Annotated in this window: 13 protein-coding genes; 7 read left to right on the forward strand and 6 right to left on the reverse strand. The window is 66.7% G+C overall.

The window, feature by feature from the left end:
- Positions 1-7 precede the first annotated feature (7 nt).
- From mdoH to hemC, 5 genes are all read left to right on the forward strand, one after another.
- Entirely contained in the window at positions 8-1,915 is a 1,908-nt protein-coding gene (mdoH, locus tag H4O11_RS06635) for a glucans biosynthesis glucosyltransferase MdoH (RefSeq protein WP_182338610.1), read from the forward strand.
- A 55-nt stretch (positions 1,916-1,970) separates the two neighbouring features.
- Positions 1,971-2,630, forward strand: coding sequence for an alpha/beta hydrolase (locus tag H4O11_RS06640; RefSeq protein WP_182338611.1), 660 nt, complete (start codon positions 1,971-1,973; stop codon positions 2,628-2,630).
- A 29-nt stretch (positions 2,631-2,659) separates the two neighbouring features.
- Positions 2,660-3,691, forward strand: coding sequence for a sensor histidine kinase (locus H4O11_RS06645; RefSeq protein WP_425506012.1), 1,032 nt, complete (start codon positions 2,660-2,662; stop codon positions 3,689-3,691).
- On the forward strand, positions 3,649-4,416 hold the full coding sequence (locus H4O11_RS06650) for a LytR/AlgR family response regulator transcription factor (RefSeq protein ID WP_182338613.1): 768 nt from the start codon (positions 3,649-3,651) through the stop codon (positions 4,414-4,416). Before H4O11_RS06645 ends, H4O11_RS06650 begins: the two co-directional genes overlap by 43 nt.
- 152 nt (positions 4,417-4,568) lie before the next feature.
- Positions 4,569-5,480, forward strand: a complete 912-nt coding sequence (gene hemC / locus H4O11_RS06655; RefSeq protein ID WP_182338614.1) for a hydroxymethylbilane synthase — start codon at positions 4,569-4,571, stop codon at positions 5,478-5,480.
- Positions 5,481-5,545: 65 nt separating this feature from the next.
- Here the strand turns inward: hemC and H4O11_RS06660 are convergent, their stop codons facing one another.
- Together H4O11_RS06660 and H4O11_RS06665 are read right to left on the reverse strand one after the other, a co-directional pair.
- Complete coding sequence (locus H4O11_RS06660; protein ID WP_182338615.1) at positions 5,546-6,322, reverse strand: DUF481 domain-containing protein; 777 nt, start codon at positions 6,320-6,322, stop codon at positions 5,546-5,548.
- Between the two features lie 137 nt (positions 6,323-6,459).
- Positions 6,460-7,086: a hypothetical protein gene (locus tag H4O11_RS06665; protein WP_182338616.1), complete on the reverse strand. Its 627-nt coding sequence runs from the start codon at positions 7,084-7,086 to the stop codon at positions 6,460-6,462.
- An 85-nt stretch (positions 7,087-7,171) separates the two neighbouring features.
- On the opposite strand from H4O11_RS06665, the gene H4O11_RS06670 reads away from it, so the two are divergent.
- Both H4O11_RS06670 and H4O11_RS06675 read left to right on the forward strand, forming a co-directional pair.
- The gene (locus H4O11_RS06670; protein WP_182338617.1) at positions 7,172-8,137 is read left to right on the forward strand and encodes a helix-turn-helix transcriptional regulator; all 966 of its coding nucleotides are present in this window, start codon (positions 7,172-7,174) and stop codon (positions 8,135-8,137) included.
- Between the two features lie 25 nt (positions 8,138-8,162).
- A complete protein-coding gene (locus H4O11_RS06675) occupies positions 8,163-8,960 on the forward strand; it encodes a MetQ/NlpA family ABC transporter substrate-binding protein (protein WP_182338618.1) in 798 nt (265 codons plus the stop codon).
- 447 nt (positions 8,961-9,407) lie between these two features.
- Here H4O11_RS06675 and glpK read toward each other — a convergent pair whose 3' ends face one another.
- From glpK to H4O11_RS06695, 4 genes are all read right to left on the reverse strand, one after another.
- The gene (gene glpK, locus H4O11_RS06680; RefSeq protein ID WP_182338619.1) at positions 9,408-10,907 is read right to left on the reverse strand and encodes a glycerol kinase GlpK; all 1,500 of its coding nucleotides are present in this window, start codon (positions 10,905-10,907) and stop codon (positions 9,408-9,410) included.
- A gap of 113 nt (positions 10,908-11,020) precedes the next feature.
- The gene (glpD, locus tag H4O11_RS06685; RefSeq protein ID WP_182338620.1) at positions 11,021-12,538 is read right to left on the reverse strand and encodes a glycerol-3-phosphate dehydrogenase; all 1,518 of its coding nucleotides are present in this window, start codon (positions 12,536-12,538) and stop codon (positions 11,021-11,023) included.
- Positions 12,539-12,798: 260 nt separating this feature from the next.
- The gene (locus H4O11_RS06690) at positions 12,799-13,476 is read right to left on the reverse strand and encodes an OmpW/AlkL family protein (RefSeq protein ID WP_182338621.1); all 678 of its coding nucleotides are present in this window, start codon (positions 13,474-13,476) and stop codon (positions 12,799-12,801) included.
- 310 nt (positions 13,477-13,786) lie between these two features.
- Positions 13,787-14,479: an OmpW/AlkL family protein gene (locus H4O11_RS06695; RefSeq protein WP_182338622.1), complete on the reverse strand. Its 693-nt coding sequence runs from the start codon at positions 14,477-14,479 to the stop codon at positions 13,787-13,789.
- Positions 14,480-14,561 lie beyond the last annotated feature (82 nt).

The following is a 14,561-nucleotide window of genomic DNA, read 5'->3' on the forward strand; positions in this document are numbered from 1 at the left end:
AACCCGGATGAGCGAAACCATTGATACCCCCACGCTTGATGCCGGCGTGGCGACGTTGCCGGGTGCCTCGCCGCTGGTCATGCCCGAGCAGGCCCTGCACCAGGGCCGCCTGGAGATTGGTCGCCACCGTACTTCGCCCCGCCTGATCGGCCTGCGCCGCGCCTACCTGTTCGGTGGCACCGCGTTGATGACCAGCGCTGCGACGGTGATGATGTGGCGGGTGCTGTCGCCCAATGGGGTCAGCGTGCTGGAAGCCTGCCTGCTGGTGCTGTTCGTTGGCCTGTTCGGCTGGATCGCGCTGGCCTTCGCCAGTGCCGTGGCGGGCTTCCTCACCGCCGTGTTCGACCGGGGTTACCGCTTGGGCATCGATCCCAACGAACCCCTGCCGCTGCTGCATACCCGCACCGCGCTGCTGATGCCGACCTACAACGAAGACCCGCGCCGCCTGCTGGCCGGGCTGCAGGCCATCTACGAATCGGTGGCGGAGACCGGACAGCTCGCCAACTTCGATTTCTTCGTGCTCAGCGACACCCGTCGCGAGGACATCTCGCAGGCGGAAGAACAGGTCTTCACCGAACTGCGCGATACCCTGGGCGCGCACGACCGGCTGTTCTACCGCCGGCGCGCCGACAACAGCGGGCGCAAGGCCGGAAACATCGCCGACTGGGTGCGTCGCTTCGGCGGCGCCTATCCGCAGATGCTGATCCTGGATGCGGACAGCCTGATGACCGGCGACACCATCGTGCGGCTGGCCGCTGGCATGGAGCACAATCCCGACGTAGGCATCATCCAGACCCTGCCGGTGGTGGTTGGCGGGCGCACCCTGTTCTCGCGCATGCAGCAGTTCGGCGGCCGCGTGTATGGCCCGGTGATCGCGCGTGGGGTGGCCTGGTGGCATGGCGCCGAAAGCAATTACTGGGGCCACAACGCCATCATCCGGACGGTGGCATTTGCCGACAACGCCGGCCTGCCCGCACTGCCCGGGCATGAGCCGTTCGGCGGCCACGTGCTCAGCCATGATTTCGTGGAGGCGGCGTTGATGCGCCGTGGTGGCTGGGCCGCGCACATGGTGCCGTACCTGGGCGGCAGCTACGAAGAGGGCCCGCCGACGTTGACCGACATGATGGTGCGCGACCGTCGCTGGTGCCAAGGCAACCTGCAGCACGGCAAGATCGTCGGCAGCCGCGGCCTGCACTGGATCAGCCGCGTGCACATGCTGATCGGCATCGGCCACTACTTCACCGCACCGATGTGGGCGATGCTGATGCTGATCGGCATCGCCATCCCGCTGTTCCAGGAAGGCATCGACCTCAACGGCGTGCTGCATCTTTCGCCCAGCGTGTATTGGCGCACGCAGGATGAAGTCCACGTGGTGCGGCTGTTCGCGGGTACCATGGTGGTGCTGTTGATGCCGAAGGTGCTGGGGTACCTGGCCACGCTGCTGGAACCGGGCGACCGGCGCGGCTGTGGCGGCACCGTGCGCATGTTCGTGGCGATGCTGCTGGAAACCATCCTGGCGGCACTGATGGCCCCGGTGGTGATGTACGTGCAGTCGCGTGGCGTGGCCGAGGTGCTGGCTGGCAAGGATTCCGGCTGGGATGCCCAGCAGCGCGATGACGGCGGCGTGGACTGGCTTGCCCTGGTGCGCGGCTACGGTGGCCTGAGCCTGTTCGGTGCCTTCATGGGCGTGCTGGCCTGGGCGGTTTCCCCGGCACTGGCTGCCTGGATGTCGCCGGTGGTGATAGGCATGATGCTCTCCATCCCGGTGGTGGCGCTGACCTCGTCGCGTGGACCGGGCAGCTGGTTGCACCGCTTGCGCCTGATGGACATCCCGGAAGAGCGCAGCCCGCCGCAGGTGCTGGTGCGTGCGGCGCAGCTGCGCCGCGAAGCGCTGGCCAGGCCGCCACTGTACTGAGCAGCGATCCGCCGGGGCACGGCATAATGCGGCTTGAACTTGGAGGAGCCGCAACATGCTGGAGACGGTGGAACAGGAAACCGGCGCATCGCCGCAATGGTCGATCATCTGGTTGCACGGCCTGGGCGCCGATGGCCACGATTTCGCCCCGATCGTGCCCGAACTGGTGCGCCCCGGTTGGCCGGCGCTGCGCTTCGTGTTCCCGCATGCGCCGGTACGCCCGATCACCATCAACAACGGCGTGCCGATGCGTGGCTGGTATGACATCGTCGGCATGGACTTCCGTTCGCGTGCGGACATGGATGGCGTGCGCGCATCGGTGGCCGGACTGGAAGCCCTGGTCGCGCGCGAGATCGAGCGCGGCATCGCCGCCGAGCACATTTTCCTGGCAGGGTTCTCGCAGGGCGGGGCGGTGATCCTGACCGCCGCGTTGGCCTGGACCGCCCCCCTGGCGGGCCTGATCGCACTGTCGACCTACCTGCCGGAGGCGGAAGCCGCGCATCGCATCGAGGCGGCGGTACAAGCGCCGGTGTTCATGGCCCATGGTGCACAGGACCCGGTGATCCCGCTGCCGGTAGCCGAGCACAGTGCCGATGCCTTGCGCAGCCTTGGCCTGGACGTGGAGTGGCACCGCTATCCGATGGCGCACCAGGTCTGCGCCGAAGAGATCCACGCACTCGGCGATTGGCTGCAACTGCGATTGTCGGCTGGTTGAGCATGATCCCACCGGCTGCAGCGCCCTGGATGCCCGAGCTGTGCCGCCTGCCGCGGCTGGCGGCGATGTGTGGCATGGCGCTGCTGGTGGTGGTGGTGTTGGCGCTGGCACCGGACGGCAGCCGCCACTGGAGCCTGGGCCAGCTGCTCTCGGCCAGCGGTTTCGCACTATGGTTGGCGCTGGCGGTCAGCATGGTGTTGTGCGTGCTGCGCAACGCGCTGTCGCGCCTGCCGCCCGCATTGGGGGCGGTGGCGGCCGTGGCGCTGGCCGCGGTGATCGCGCTGGTCGGTGCGGGCATCATCCATGCCCTGTATGCCGCGCTGGGCGACCGTTTCATCCAGGGGATCGGTTTCTGGCGCTTCACCCTCGGCAGCGCCGCCACTACCGCGCTGATCAGCGCGCTGGCGCTGCGCCATTTCTACGTGAGCGATCGCTGGAGCGCACAGATGCAGGCCAACGCGCGCGCCGAGGCCGATGCCCTGCAGGCACGGATCCGCCCGCACTTCCTGTTCAACAGCATGAACCTCATCGCCAGCCTGGTGCGGCGTGACGCCGCCGTGGCCGAACGCGCGGTGCTGGACCTGTCCGACCTGTTCCGTGCCGCATTGGGTGCGGGCGACGGCGATTCGACCCTGCAGGAAGAGTGCGAACTGGCCGAGCGCTACCTGTCCATCGAAACATTGCGGCTGGGCGAGCGCCTGCAGGTGCGCTGGCAGCGTGATGATGACCTGCCCTGGCAGCAGCCGATGCCGCGCCTGGTGCTGCAGCCGCTGGTGGAAAACGCCGTGCTGCACGGCATTTCGCGCCTGCCGGAAGGCGGCCTCATCGATCTGCAGCTTGGTTGTGCCGATGGCATGCTGCAGATCGTCATCCGCAATCCCGCCCCCGACCCCGATGCCCCTGCCTTGTTGCTGTCGCGCGGTACAGGCCACGCACAGCACAACATCGCGCACCGTCTTGGCTGGCGTTTCGGTGCGCGGGCACGGGTGACGGCAGGCTGGAGCGGGGGCTACTATGAATGCTGCATCGTCATACCGGTCAGACAAGGGGAGCCGCCGTGAGGATAGTGATCGCCGACGACGAGCCCTTGGCGCGCGAGCGGCTGCAATCCTTGTTGGCCGACCTGCCGGGGGTGGATGTGGTGGCCGAAGCTGCCAATGGCGAGCAGGCGCTGCATGCCTGCGCCGAGCTGCAGCCGGACCTGGTGCTGCTGGATATCGCCATGCCCGGCCTGGATGGATTGGAAACCGCGCGCCACCTGGCGACCTTTGAGCCACGGCCCGCCGTGGTGTTCTGCACGGCCTACGACGCCCACGCGCTGTCGGCGTTCGAGGCGGCGGCGATCGATTACCTGATGAAGCCGGTGCGTCCGGAACGCCTGGCATCGGCGCTGGAGCGCGCGCGGGTGTTCCTGGCAGGCCGCGGCGATGCACAGGAAAATGGCGATGGCCGGGCCCGTACGGTGCTGTGTGCACGGTTGCGGGGCGGGTTGCGCCTGATCCCGGTGGAAGACATCCATTACCTGCAGGCCGAGGAAAAATACGTCGTGGTCCACCACGCACGTGGCGAAGACCTGATCGAAGAGTCGTTGAAGTCGCTGGAGGAGGAATTCGCCAGCCGTTTCATCCGCATCCACCGCAACTGCCTGGTTGCCCGCCACGAACTGGTCGAGTTGCGGCGCGGTGTTGCCGGCCAGGTGCAGGCGGTGCTGCGGCATGGCAAGCATCCGCTGGAAGTGAGCCGGCGCTGCGTGGCCACCCTGCGCCAGGACCTCCGCCACCTGTAACGCTGACCGATGCATGGGTAGCGACCCATGGTCGGCGGCTTTGGGGTGATGGGGTGTGATGGTTTCCGCCGAGCATGGCTTGGCGCTACCGCACGTCGCCAACCCGATGACTTGCCGTTCGCCGCATCCCACCGATGCGCGATAATGACCGCATGGATACCCTCCGCATCGCTACCCGCAAAAGCCCGCTTGCCCTCTGGCAAAGCGAATATGTCGCCGACCGGCTGCGCCAGGTGCATCCCGGCCTGCACGTGGAGCTGGTTCCGATGAGCACCCGCGGCGATGAAGTACTGGATCGTTCGCTGGCGGCCATCGGCGGCAAAGGCCTGTTCCTGAAAGAACTGGAGCTGGCGATGCTGCGTGGCGACGCGGACTGCGCGGTGCATTCGCTGAAGGACGTGCCGATGGAGCTGGACGCGCCGTTCGTGCTTCCCGCCATCCTGCCGCGGCATGATCCGGCCGATGGCTTTGTTTCCAACCTGTACGCTTCGCTGGATGCCCTACCGCCGGGTGCACGGGTCGGCACCTCTTCGCTGCGTCGCCAGGCACAGTTGCGCGCGCTGCGGCCGGACCTGCAACTGCTGGACCTGCGCGGCAACATCAATACACGCCTGGCCAAGCTGGACAACGGAGGCTATGACGCCATCGTGCTGGCGGTGGCAGGATTGGAACGGCTCGGCCTGGGTGGGCGCATCGTGGCGCGCCTGCAACCCCCGCAGTGGCTTCCAGCGCCTGCGCAGGGTGCGGTGGCGGTGGAATGCGATGGCGACAACGAGAGACTGCACGCGCTGTTCGACGCGCTGGATGATGCCGATACACGCAGCTGCGTGGAGGCCGAGCGGGCGATGAACCGTGCATTGCATGGCAGCTGCCATGTGCCGGTGGCGGCGATCGCGCAGTGGCAGGGTAGCGATCTGCACCTGCAGGGCTTGGTCGGCAGTGCGTCCGATGGCCGCGCGGTACGCGCCGAGGCCGTGGGCCCGGCACGGGATCCGGAAACACTGGGCCAACGCGTGGCGGCGATGCTGCTGGACGGTGGCGCGGGCGAGCTGCTGGACGTGTGATGCCGGTCAAAGGCAGCGGGGCATGGCCCCGCTCTGCCTGATCGCCGCAGGCGGGGCGGCGACGCTTACTTGAACTTGTAGACCACGTTCATGGTGGTCAGCGTATCGGTCTTCTGCTTGTCTTCGGCGACGTCGCTGTTGTGGCGTGCCTGCCAAGCGGCCTTCAGCGCCAGGTGTTCGTTCATGCTTACCGACAGGCCGAAATCGTTCTGCGCGAAGGTGTTGTACGAACCGGATTCGACCAGCAGCGTATTGATCAGGTCGGTATTCGGGCTCAGCGAATACTTCATGTCGAAGAAGCCACGGCCGATCAGACCGGTACGGGTTTCATCGTTCTCGACGTCATGGGTGCGGCGCACGCCAGGGCCGATCTGCGCGTCCAGCGAGAAGCGGTCGGTGTCCCACAGGCGGGTGCCGTAACCCAGACCAAAGGAGCTCTGGCGGTCATAGGTGGCGAAGTCGTCGCGCTCGAAACGCAGCGTGGCGGTGATCTGCCGGTGCTCGCCGAGCTGCAGCGCGCTGCCGGCACTGCCGGTGTAGCGGTTGGCGGTGGTGCTGGTCACCTTGCTGGTGCTGCCGTCATCGCTGGTCTGGATCGATTCGGAGCGCGAACGCAGGCCGAACAGGTCCATGCTGTGCACCCAGTCGTCGTCGGTATAGCGCAGGCCCAGGCGTCCGTTGAAGCTCTCCGTATTGCTGTTGCCGCGTGCCGATGCGAAGCCCAGCTCGCCACCACTGCCGCTCCATGGGGAGGTCATCGCCGCCAGTTCGGCGGGGTCCTGGGCAAATGCCGCAGGGGCGACCAGCAACAGGGGAAACAGTAGGGAAACACGCAGGGACATCGGGATTCTCCGGGGGGCGGACAGCGAACGCAGGATGTGATGATAGCGTCAACCTCAAGTCGACTCGACCCTGCAACCGGCCGGGCTTCAGTCGGCGTTCCTGCTCTTCGGCATTCAGTGCGATGCCGGTCTGAGGCTCAGGGCACCGCTATCCGCAGATCGGGGTCATTCAGCTGGGAATAGCGCAGGGTGACACGGTAGGGTTGGTCTCCATTGAAACCATCACGCTGCACCTGCCGCGGCAGGCCATCGTCACCGATCCAGTACTGCAGCGTCTCGCCGCTGCCCTGTGGGCCATCTACCCGATACAGCCGCGTGGCGGTGCCGCCGACGTCGGCCGGGCCCCGGTCTTCGACCGCCAGCCCTTGCAGTTCGGCTGCGGGCGGCAGCGGCGTCCGCCACTGGTCCAGCAACCCCGCCGGCAGCGGCAACTGCTGCGTGCCGCCTTCGGACGCCAGGAACACGGTATTGCCGATGATCGTCTGCACGCCGGCCGCACCGCGCAGGCGATAGCGGTCGGGGGCGACGAAATCCATGGAGGTGCTGACCACCTGCCCCTTCTGGGCGCCATGCAGGGTCATCTGCGCATGGAAGCTGCGCAGCGCGGCGAAACGCTGGCTGGCCTGCAGCACTGCCTGCGCGGGATCGGCGGGGATGCTGGCTGTGGGAAGTGGCGTGGAGGCGTCGGTCGCCGGGGCCTGCTGTCCACAGGCGGCCAGCAGCAGCGCGGCCAGCACCGGCAGTGCAGGGGAGCGGAGGGGCATGCAGGGAAGGCCTTGGGCGTGACGGACCGACACGATAGCCGATCATTGCCGCCACAAGGGCCGCGACTCGGACATAATCAGGATCATGGACCGATACGAACGCATCACAGCCCTGCATCGCCTGCTCAAGTCCGCGCGCTATCCGGTGACGGTGGCGACGTTGCAGGACAAACTTGGTTGTTCCCGCGCCACGGTATACCGCGACCTCGCTTTCCTGCGCGATGCGCTGATGGCACCGATCGAGGGCGATGGCGAAGCCGGCTTCCGCTACCTGGCCGACGAAAGCGACCGCTTCGAGCTGCCCGGGCTGTGGCTGAGCTCGGAAGAACTGCATGCGCTGCTGGCATCCCAGCACCTGCTGGCGCGTACCGGCGGTGGGGTGCTTTCCTCGGTGCTGGCGCCGTTGCAGCAGCGCATCGAAGGCCTGTTGGCGGCGCAGGCCGGCGTGAGCAGCTGGCCGGTGGACCGGGTACGGGTGATCCCGCACCGGGTGCGCAAATTCGATGAAGCCAGCTTCCGCAGCGTCGCGTCGGCGGTGCTGGAACGGCGCCAGCTGGCGTTCGAATATCGTGCCCGCTCCACCGATGAAGCGACCCGGCGCTTGGTGTCGCCGCAGCGGCTGACCCACTATCGCGACAACTGGTACCTGGATGCCTGGGACCATGACCGCGACGCGCTGCGCAGTTTCGCGGTGGATCGCATCAACAAGGCCCGCGTCGTCGATGCCCCGGCCACCGATGTGGACGAAACCGACCTGGATGCGCAGCTGGGTGCCAGCTACGGTATTTTCTCCGGTGCCCCCAAGGGCTGGGCGACCATCGTCTTCAGCGCCAAGGCCGCACGCTGGGTGGCCGACGAGCATTGGCACGCCAACCAGCAGGGACGTTTCCTGGCAGATGGCCGCTATGAACTCAAGGTACCCTACAGCGTATCCCGAGAATTGCTGATGGACGTGCTGCACTACGGTTCCGATGCCGAGATCATCGAGCCGGTGATGCTGCGCGAACAGGCCAAGAGCCTGCTGGCGCTGGCCCTCAGCAGCTACGAATGACCCTCCCCCGAGATCGAAACATACGATGAAGAAGACCCTGCTGTTGTCACTTTTCGCCGCCGTGGCACTGACGCTGAGCGCCTGCGGAAAATCCGGCGATACCTCGCAGAAGCTGGTGGTCGCCGCCACGGCGGTACCGCACGCGGAAATCCTGGACGTGGTGAAGCCGATCCTGAAAGAGCAGGGCGTGGAACTGGACGTGCGTGTCTTCAATGATTATGTGCAGCCCAACGACCAGCTGGTGCAGAAGCAGGTGGATGTGAACTACTTCCAGACCGAGCCTTACCTGGATGCCTACAACCGCGACCGCAAGACCGCCCTGGTCACCGTGGCCGGGGTGCACATCGAGCCGTTCGGCGCGTACTCGCGCAAGGTGAAATCGCTGGATGAGCTGCGCGAAGGCGCCGATGTGGTGATCCCGAATGATCCGAGCAACAACAGCCGTGCGCTGATCCTGCTGCACAACGCGGGTGTCCTCCAGCTCAAGGACGCCACCAACGCATTGGCGACCCAGCGCGACATCATCGCCAACCCGAAGAACCTGAAGTTCCGCGAGCTGGATTCGGCGATGCTGCCGCGCGTGCTGGACCAGGTCGACCTGGCGTTGATCAACACCAACTACGCGCTGGATGCCGGCCTGAACCCGACCCAGGATGCGCTGGCGATCGAAAGCAAGGACTCGCCCTACGTGAACTTCCTGGTTGCCCGCGAGGACAACAAGGATGATCCGCGCGTGCAGAAGCTGGCACAGGCCCTGACCAGCCCGCAGGTGAAGGAATTCATCGCGCAGAAGTACAAGGGCGCGGTGCTGCCGGCATTCTGACCATCGGGTAGCGCCGGGCCATGCCCGGCGGCCTTGGGTGCCACCGCCGCGAGGCGGCTCGCCGGGCATGGCCCGGCGCTACCAGCGTCAAGCCACCTGGAACGCAAGCGGGCGGCCACGGCACGTCCGTCAATCCGCCTGGAACTGCCGGTGTTCTGACCATCGGGTAGCGCCGGGCCATGCCCGGCGGCCTTGGGTGCCGCCGCCGCAAGGCGGCTCGCCGGGCATGGCCCGGCGCTACCAGCGTCAATCCACCTGGAACGCAAGCGGGTGGCCACGGTACGTCCGTCAATCCGCGCGGTGCTGCCGGCGTTCTGACCATCGGGTAGCGCCGGGCCATGCCCGGCGGCCTTGGGTGCCACCGCCGCGAGACGGCTCGCCGGGCATGGCCCGGCGCTACCAGCGTCAATCCAGCTGGAACGCGAGCGGGTGGCCACGGCACGTCCGTCAATCCACCTGGAACGCGAGCGTGGCGGCCACGGCGCGCTTCCATCCGGCATACAGCTGCTCGCGCCGCGCCGGTGCCATCATCGGTTCGAAGCGGTGGTCCAGCCCCCACTGTGCGGCGATCTGTGCACGACTTTCCCAGAACCCGGTCGCCAGCCCGGCCAGGTAGGCCGCGCCAAGTGCAGTGGTCTCCGCTACCTGCGGGCGAAGCACCGGCACGCCCAGCAGGTCGCTCTGGAACTGCGCCATGAAGTCATTGGCGATGGCCCCGCCATCGGCGCGCAGCTCCTTCAGTTCGATTCCTGCATCGGCTTCCATCGCGGCCAGCACGTCGCGCGTCTGGTAGGCCATCGATTCCACTGCCGCACGAATGAAATGCTCCTTGCTGGTGCCACGGGTGATGCCGAACATCGCCCCGCGCACGTCGCTGCGCCAGTAGGGCGCCCCCAACCCGACGAAGGCCGGCACCAGGTACACCCCGCCGCTGTCGGCAACGCGCTCGGCGTAGGCCTGGCAGTCGCTGGATTTGCCGAACATGCGCAGCCCGTCGCGCAGCCATTGCACCACTGAACCGGCGACGAAGATCGATCCCTCCAGCGCATACTCCACCTGGCCATCGACCCCCCAGGCAATGGTCGTAAGCAGGCCGTTCTGCGATGCCACGGCCTTGTCGCCGGTGTTCATCAGCATGAAACAGCCGGTGCCATAGGTGTTCTTGGCCATGCCGGGCTCGAAGCAGGCCTGCCCGAACAGCGCGGCCTGCTGGTCCCCGGCGATGCCGGCGATGGGAATTCCACGGTCCAGGAAGAACTGCGCGCGCGTATGCCCATAGACCTCGCTGCAGCTGCGCACTTCGGGCAGCATCGCGCGCGGGATATCCAGCAGGGCCAGCAGTTCCTCGTCCCACTGCAACGCATGGATATCGAACAGCAGCGTACGTGCGGCATTGCTGTAGTCGGTGACGTGCGTCGTGCCACCGGTAAGGTTCCAGACCAGCCAGCTGTCGATGGTGCCGAACAGCAGCTCGCCGCGTTCGGCGCGCGCCTGTGCACCGTCGACATGATCGAGGATCCAGCGGATCTTGGTCGCGGAAAAATACGCATCCACCAGCAGGCCGGTCTTGCGTCGGATCAGGGGTTCATGTCCTTCCGCCTTGAGGCGTTCGCAGATGGCGTGGCTCTGCCGCGATTGCCAGACCACCGCATTGTGGATCGGCTGGCCGCTGGCCTTGTCCCAGACCACCGTGGTCTCGCGCTGGTTGGTGATGCCGATGCCGGCGATGCGGCGAGGGTCGACCTGCTCGCGGTTGAGCAGTTCGGTGATGGTGGTATAGACGCTGGTGAGGATCTCGCGCGGATCGTGCTCCACCCAGCCGGGTTGCGGGAAGATCTGCGCGAACTCACGCTGGGCCGTGCCCGCGATGCGTCCCTGGCGGTCGAACAGGATGGCACGCGAACTGGTGGTGCCTTGGTCGATGGCGAGGATGAGGTCCGGTTCCACTCGGCGATCTCCTGGTCTGGCGGCGGGCCTGGGCGCGCCGTGGAAAGTACGGGCGATGCTGCATTGTGCGCCACCCACCTGCCGCCCGTGGGCAGCCAGGCGTGCGGCACCGGTCATGCAGGGGCGTCCGTGCCATCGATGTCCACGGCAGCAGTCGTCGCTCTTCCAGCGAGCCATCGTGCCAGGCGTTGCTGCTGCGATGGTCCCAGGCGCAGCCCGAGCAAGCTGCGCCGCCAGAGCAGGTCCTCTGGCTGCATCACCCATTCGCGGCTGCACAGGTACTCGGCTTCGGCCTGGTAAAGGTCGGCACCGAAGTGCTCGCCCAGATCGCCCAGCGAACCTGCCGCGCCAATGATCCGGGCGGCGCGGCTGCCATAGCTGCGCGCCCATCGCGCGGCCAGCGGACCTGGCAGCCACGGCCATTGCCCGTGCAGCCAGGCTTCCACTTCTGCGGCGGGGCCAAGTTCGCCACCGGGCAGCACCGCGCCGCCTGCGGTCCACGCCGAGGGGCTGGCGGCATCGCCGCGCAGCAGCAGGTCCACTGCCTGTTCGGCGAGCCTGCGATGGGTTGTCAGCTTGCCGCCCAGCACGTTCAGCAGCGGCGCACCTTCGCTGTCCAGGTCCAGCCGATAGTCGCGGCTGGCCTCGCTGGGCGCCCCGTGGGTGTCATCCAGCAGTGCGCGTACGCCGCTGAAGCTCCACACTATGTCGGAGTGGGCAATCTGTTGGCGGAAACTGCGGTTTACCGCCGCGCAGAGATAGTCGCGCTGCGCATCGTCGATCAACGGCGCCGCCAGCGGGCCGCTGAAGTCGACATCGGTGGTTCCCACCAGGCTGAAGCAGCCTTCGAACGGGATCACGAAGACGATGCGTCCATCAGGTTGCTGCAGGATGTAGGCATGGTCGTGGTCATACAGCGCAGGCACGACGATGTGGCTGCCCTGTACCAGGCGCATCGGGGTGCTGCGGGTCCGGCTGATATCGGCGGTGAACCGGGCAGCCCACGCGCCAGTGGCGTTGACCAGCATGCGCGCGTGGACGCTGCGGCCATGTCCCCGTGCATCGCGCAGCTCGACGCGCCAGCCATCGGGATCACGCCGTGCCTGCACACAGGTGGTGCGCGTCCATATCCGTGCACCACGTTCGGCCGCGTCCATGGCGGTAAGGACCACCAACCGGGCATCAGGAACCTGTGCGTCGGTATAGGTGAAGCCGCGGCGCTGGTCGTGTTGCAGCGGCGCACCCAACGGATGGCCGTGCAGTGCCAGTCCGCGTGAGCGCGGCAGGCCTGCCGCCCGGCCGGCCAGGAGGTCATAGAGCAACAGGCCGCTGCGAATGATCCAGGCCGGGCGCAGATGGGGCTCGTGCGGCAACACGAAGGACAATGGCCGCACCAGGTGCGGCGCGATATGGAGCAGGGTCGCGCGCTCTGCCAGTGACTGCCGCACCATGCCGACATGACCCTGTTCCAGGTAGCGCAGTCCGCCATGCACCAGCTTCGAGCTGGCGCTGGATGTATGCGACGCGAGGTCATGCTGCTCGCACAGGGCCACGCGCAGGCCACGCCCTGCCGCGTCGCGGGCGATGCCCGCGCCATTGATGCCACCGCCCACCACCAGCATGTCCAGCATGGATCGATGACCTCCAGCGCGCGCCAGCCCGGGAAGTATCGAGCGTAGCGCAGCGCGGCTGTCGGCGGGACGCCCTTTCCCGCCTGGTATCCGCTGCATGCCTGGCGGCGCAACCTTGTGTCGGCGACGGCCAGCGCCACGGCCGCGAGGCCGTGGGGCGACCGTTTGGCGGTAGAGCGGATACGACAACGGGCCCCGAAGGGCCCGCTGCAGCGAGGTGACAGGGGCACCCCGATGAGGGTGCCGCCGGCTGTCGCGTCTTAGAAGCGCGCGCCGATGCCGAAGCCGACGGTCCACGGATCCAGCTTGGCCCGCGTGCCGACCTGCAGGCCGTCGAGGGTCACTTCAGGACGCGAATGCAGGTAACGCGCGTCGGCACGTGCGAACCAGGTGGAATTGATGTCCATGTCCACGCCGACCGTACCGATGAAGCCTTCGGCGGTCTTCAGGCCGAGGTGGCCGACCGGAGCAGCCGGCACCGTCAGCTTTTCGTTGCTGAAGTTGGACTGGTAGTAGCCTGCGCCCAGGAACGGGCGGAACACGTTGTCGGCGTGGCCGAAATGGTACTGGCCACTCAGCGCCACCGGCTGCTGTTCGACGGTGCCCAGGCGGGTGCCTTCGACGCCGCGCGCGCGGTGGTGGAACTTGTCGGCCGCGCCCCACAGTTCGATGGCGATGTTGTCGTTGATGTAGTAGCTGAAGCTGACGGTCGGTGCCGGGCCGCCATCGGCCTTCTGCACCACGCCTTCAACAGCGTTGTTCTTCGGCTGCAGCAGGGCGATGCCGCCGACCACGGCGAAATGCTTGCCTGAAGCCGTCGTCTGCGCCTCGACCATGTCGCTGCCGGCCGGGCGTTCGACGGTGGTGGCAGGATCCTGCGCGAAAGCGGCGGGGGCGAAAGCCAGCAGGGACAGCGTGAGAGCGTGGATGGATCGCATTGGGGGAATCTCCTGTGATTATTGTTCTTGGCCCCCTTTCTGCGGGGCGCGGCAAACGTAAGCCGCGCAACATGAATCGAAACCTGCGCTGGTTAAAGTTTAGTTTTGTCGAGCCGTCATGCCTATTGGAAGCCTTGTGCCCCAATGGATTCCAGTTGATGACGTATATGGCATGTTGCCGGCTGACAAAGCCGGATACGACAGATCAAAGGATATTGCCCGCTGTGGGTCGCGGTAAAAACGACAACGGGCCCGATCGGGCCCGTTGTCTGCCAGTGCCTGTCATTGTCAGGCGCTGTGCTGCCGCTGCTTAGAATCGCGCACCGAGACCGAAGCCGACGGTCCATGGATCCAGCTTGGCATCCGCGCCCGTCCCCTGGCCGCCCACCTGCACTTCCGGGCGCGCATGCATGTAGCGCGCATCGGCACGGGCGAACCATGTCGAGTTGATGTTCATGTCCACGCCGACGGTGCCGATGGCGCCCTTGGCGGTCTCCAGCCCGATATGTTCGGTGACGCCCGGTGCAACCAGGTCCTCATTGCTGAAGTTGGATTCGTAGTAGCCCACGCCGACGAACGGACGGAACACGTTGTCCGCCTGGCCGAAGTGATACTGGCCGCTCAGGGCGATCGGCTGCTGCTCCACGGTGCCCAGGCGTTCGTTGCCGACGCCACGCACGCGGTGGTTGAACTTGTCGGCCGCGCCCCACAGTTCAACCGCCCAGTTGTCGTTGATGTAGTAGCTCAGGCTCAGGGTCGGTGCCGGGCCGCCATCGAACTTGCGTACCCCTTCGACCGGATCATTCTTCGGCTGCAGCAGGGCCACGCCGCCGACCACGGCGAAATGCTTGCCCGATGCGGTATCGCCGGAGGTGCCGCTGTCGGTGGCGTAGCTGTTGGCGTCGGCGCCCTCGGGGGTCGCTGGATATTCCTGGGCGAAAGCGGATGGCGCGAAGGCAGCCGTCGCCAGCAGGGACAAGGTCAGGGCGTTGATGGTACGCATGGGGGAATCTCCTCGATTACCGGTGCCAGGGTCCCCTTGCGGGGCGCAATCAACGTAAGTCGCGCCACATGAATCGAATCCC

This window comes from Stenotrophomonas tumulicola (genome assembly GCF_014117215.1).
Lineage (GTDB): Bacteria > Pseudomonadota > Gammaproteobacteria > Xanthomonadales > Xanthomonadaceae > Stenotrophomonas > Stenotrophomonas tumulicola.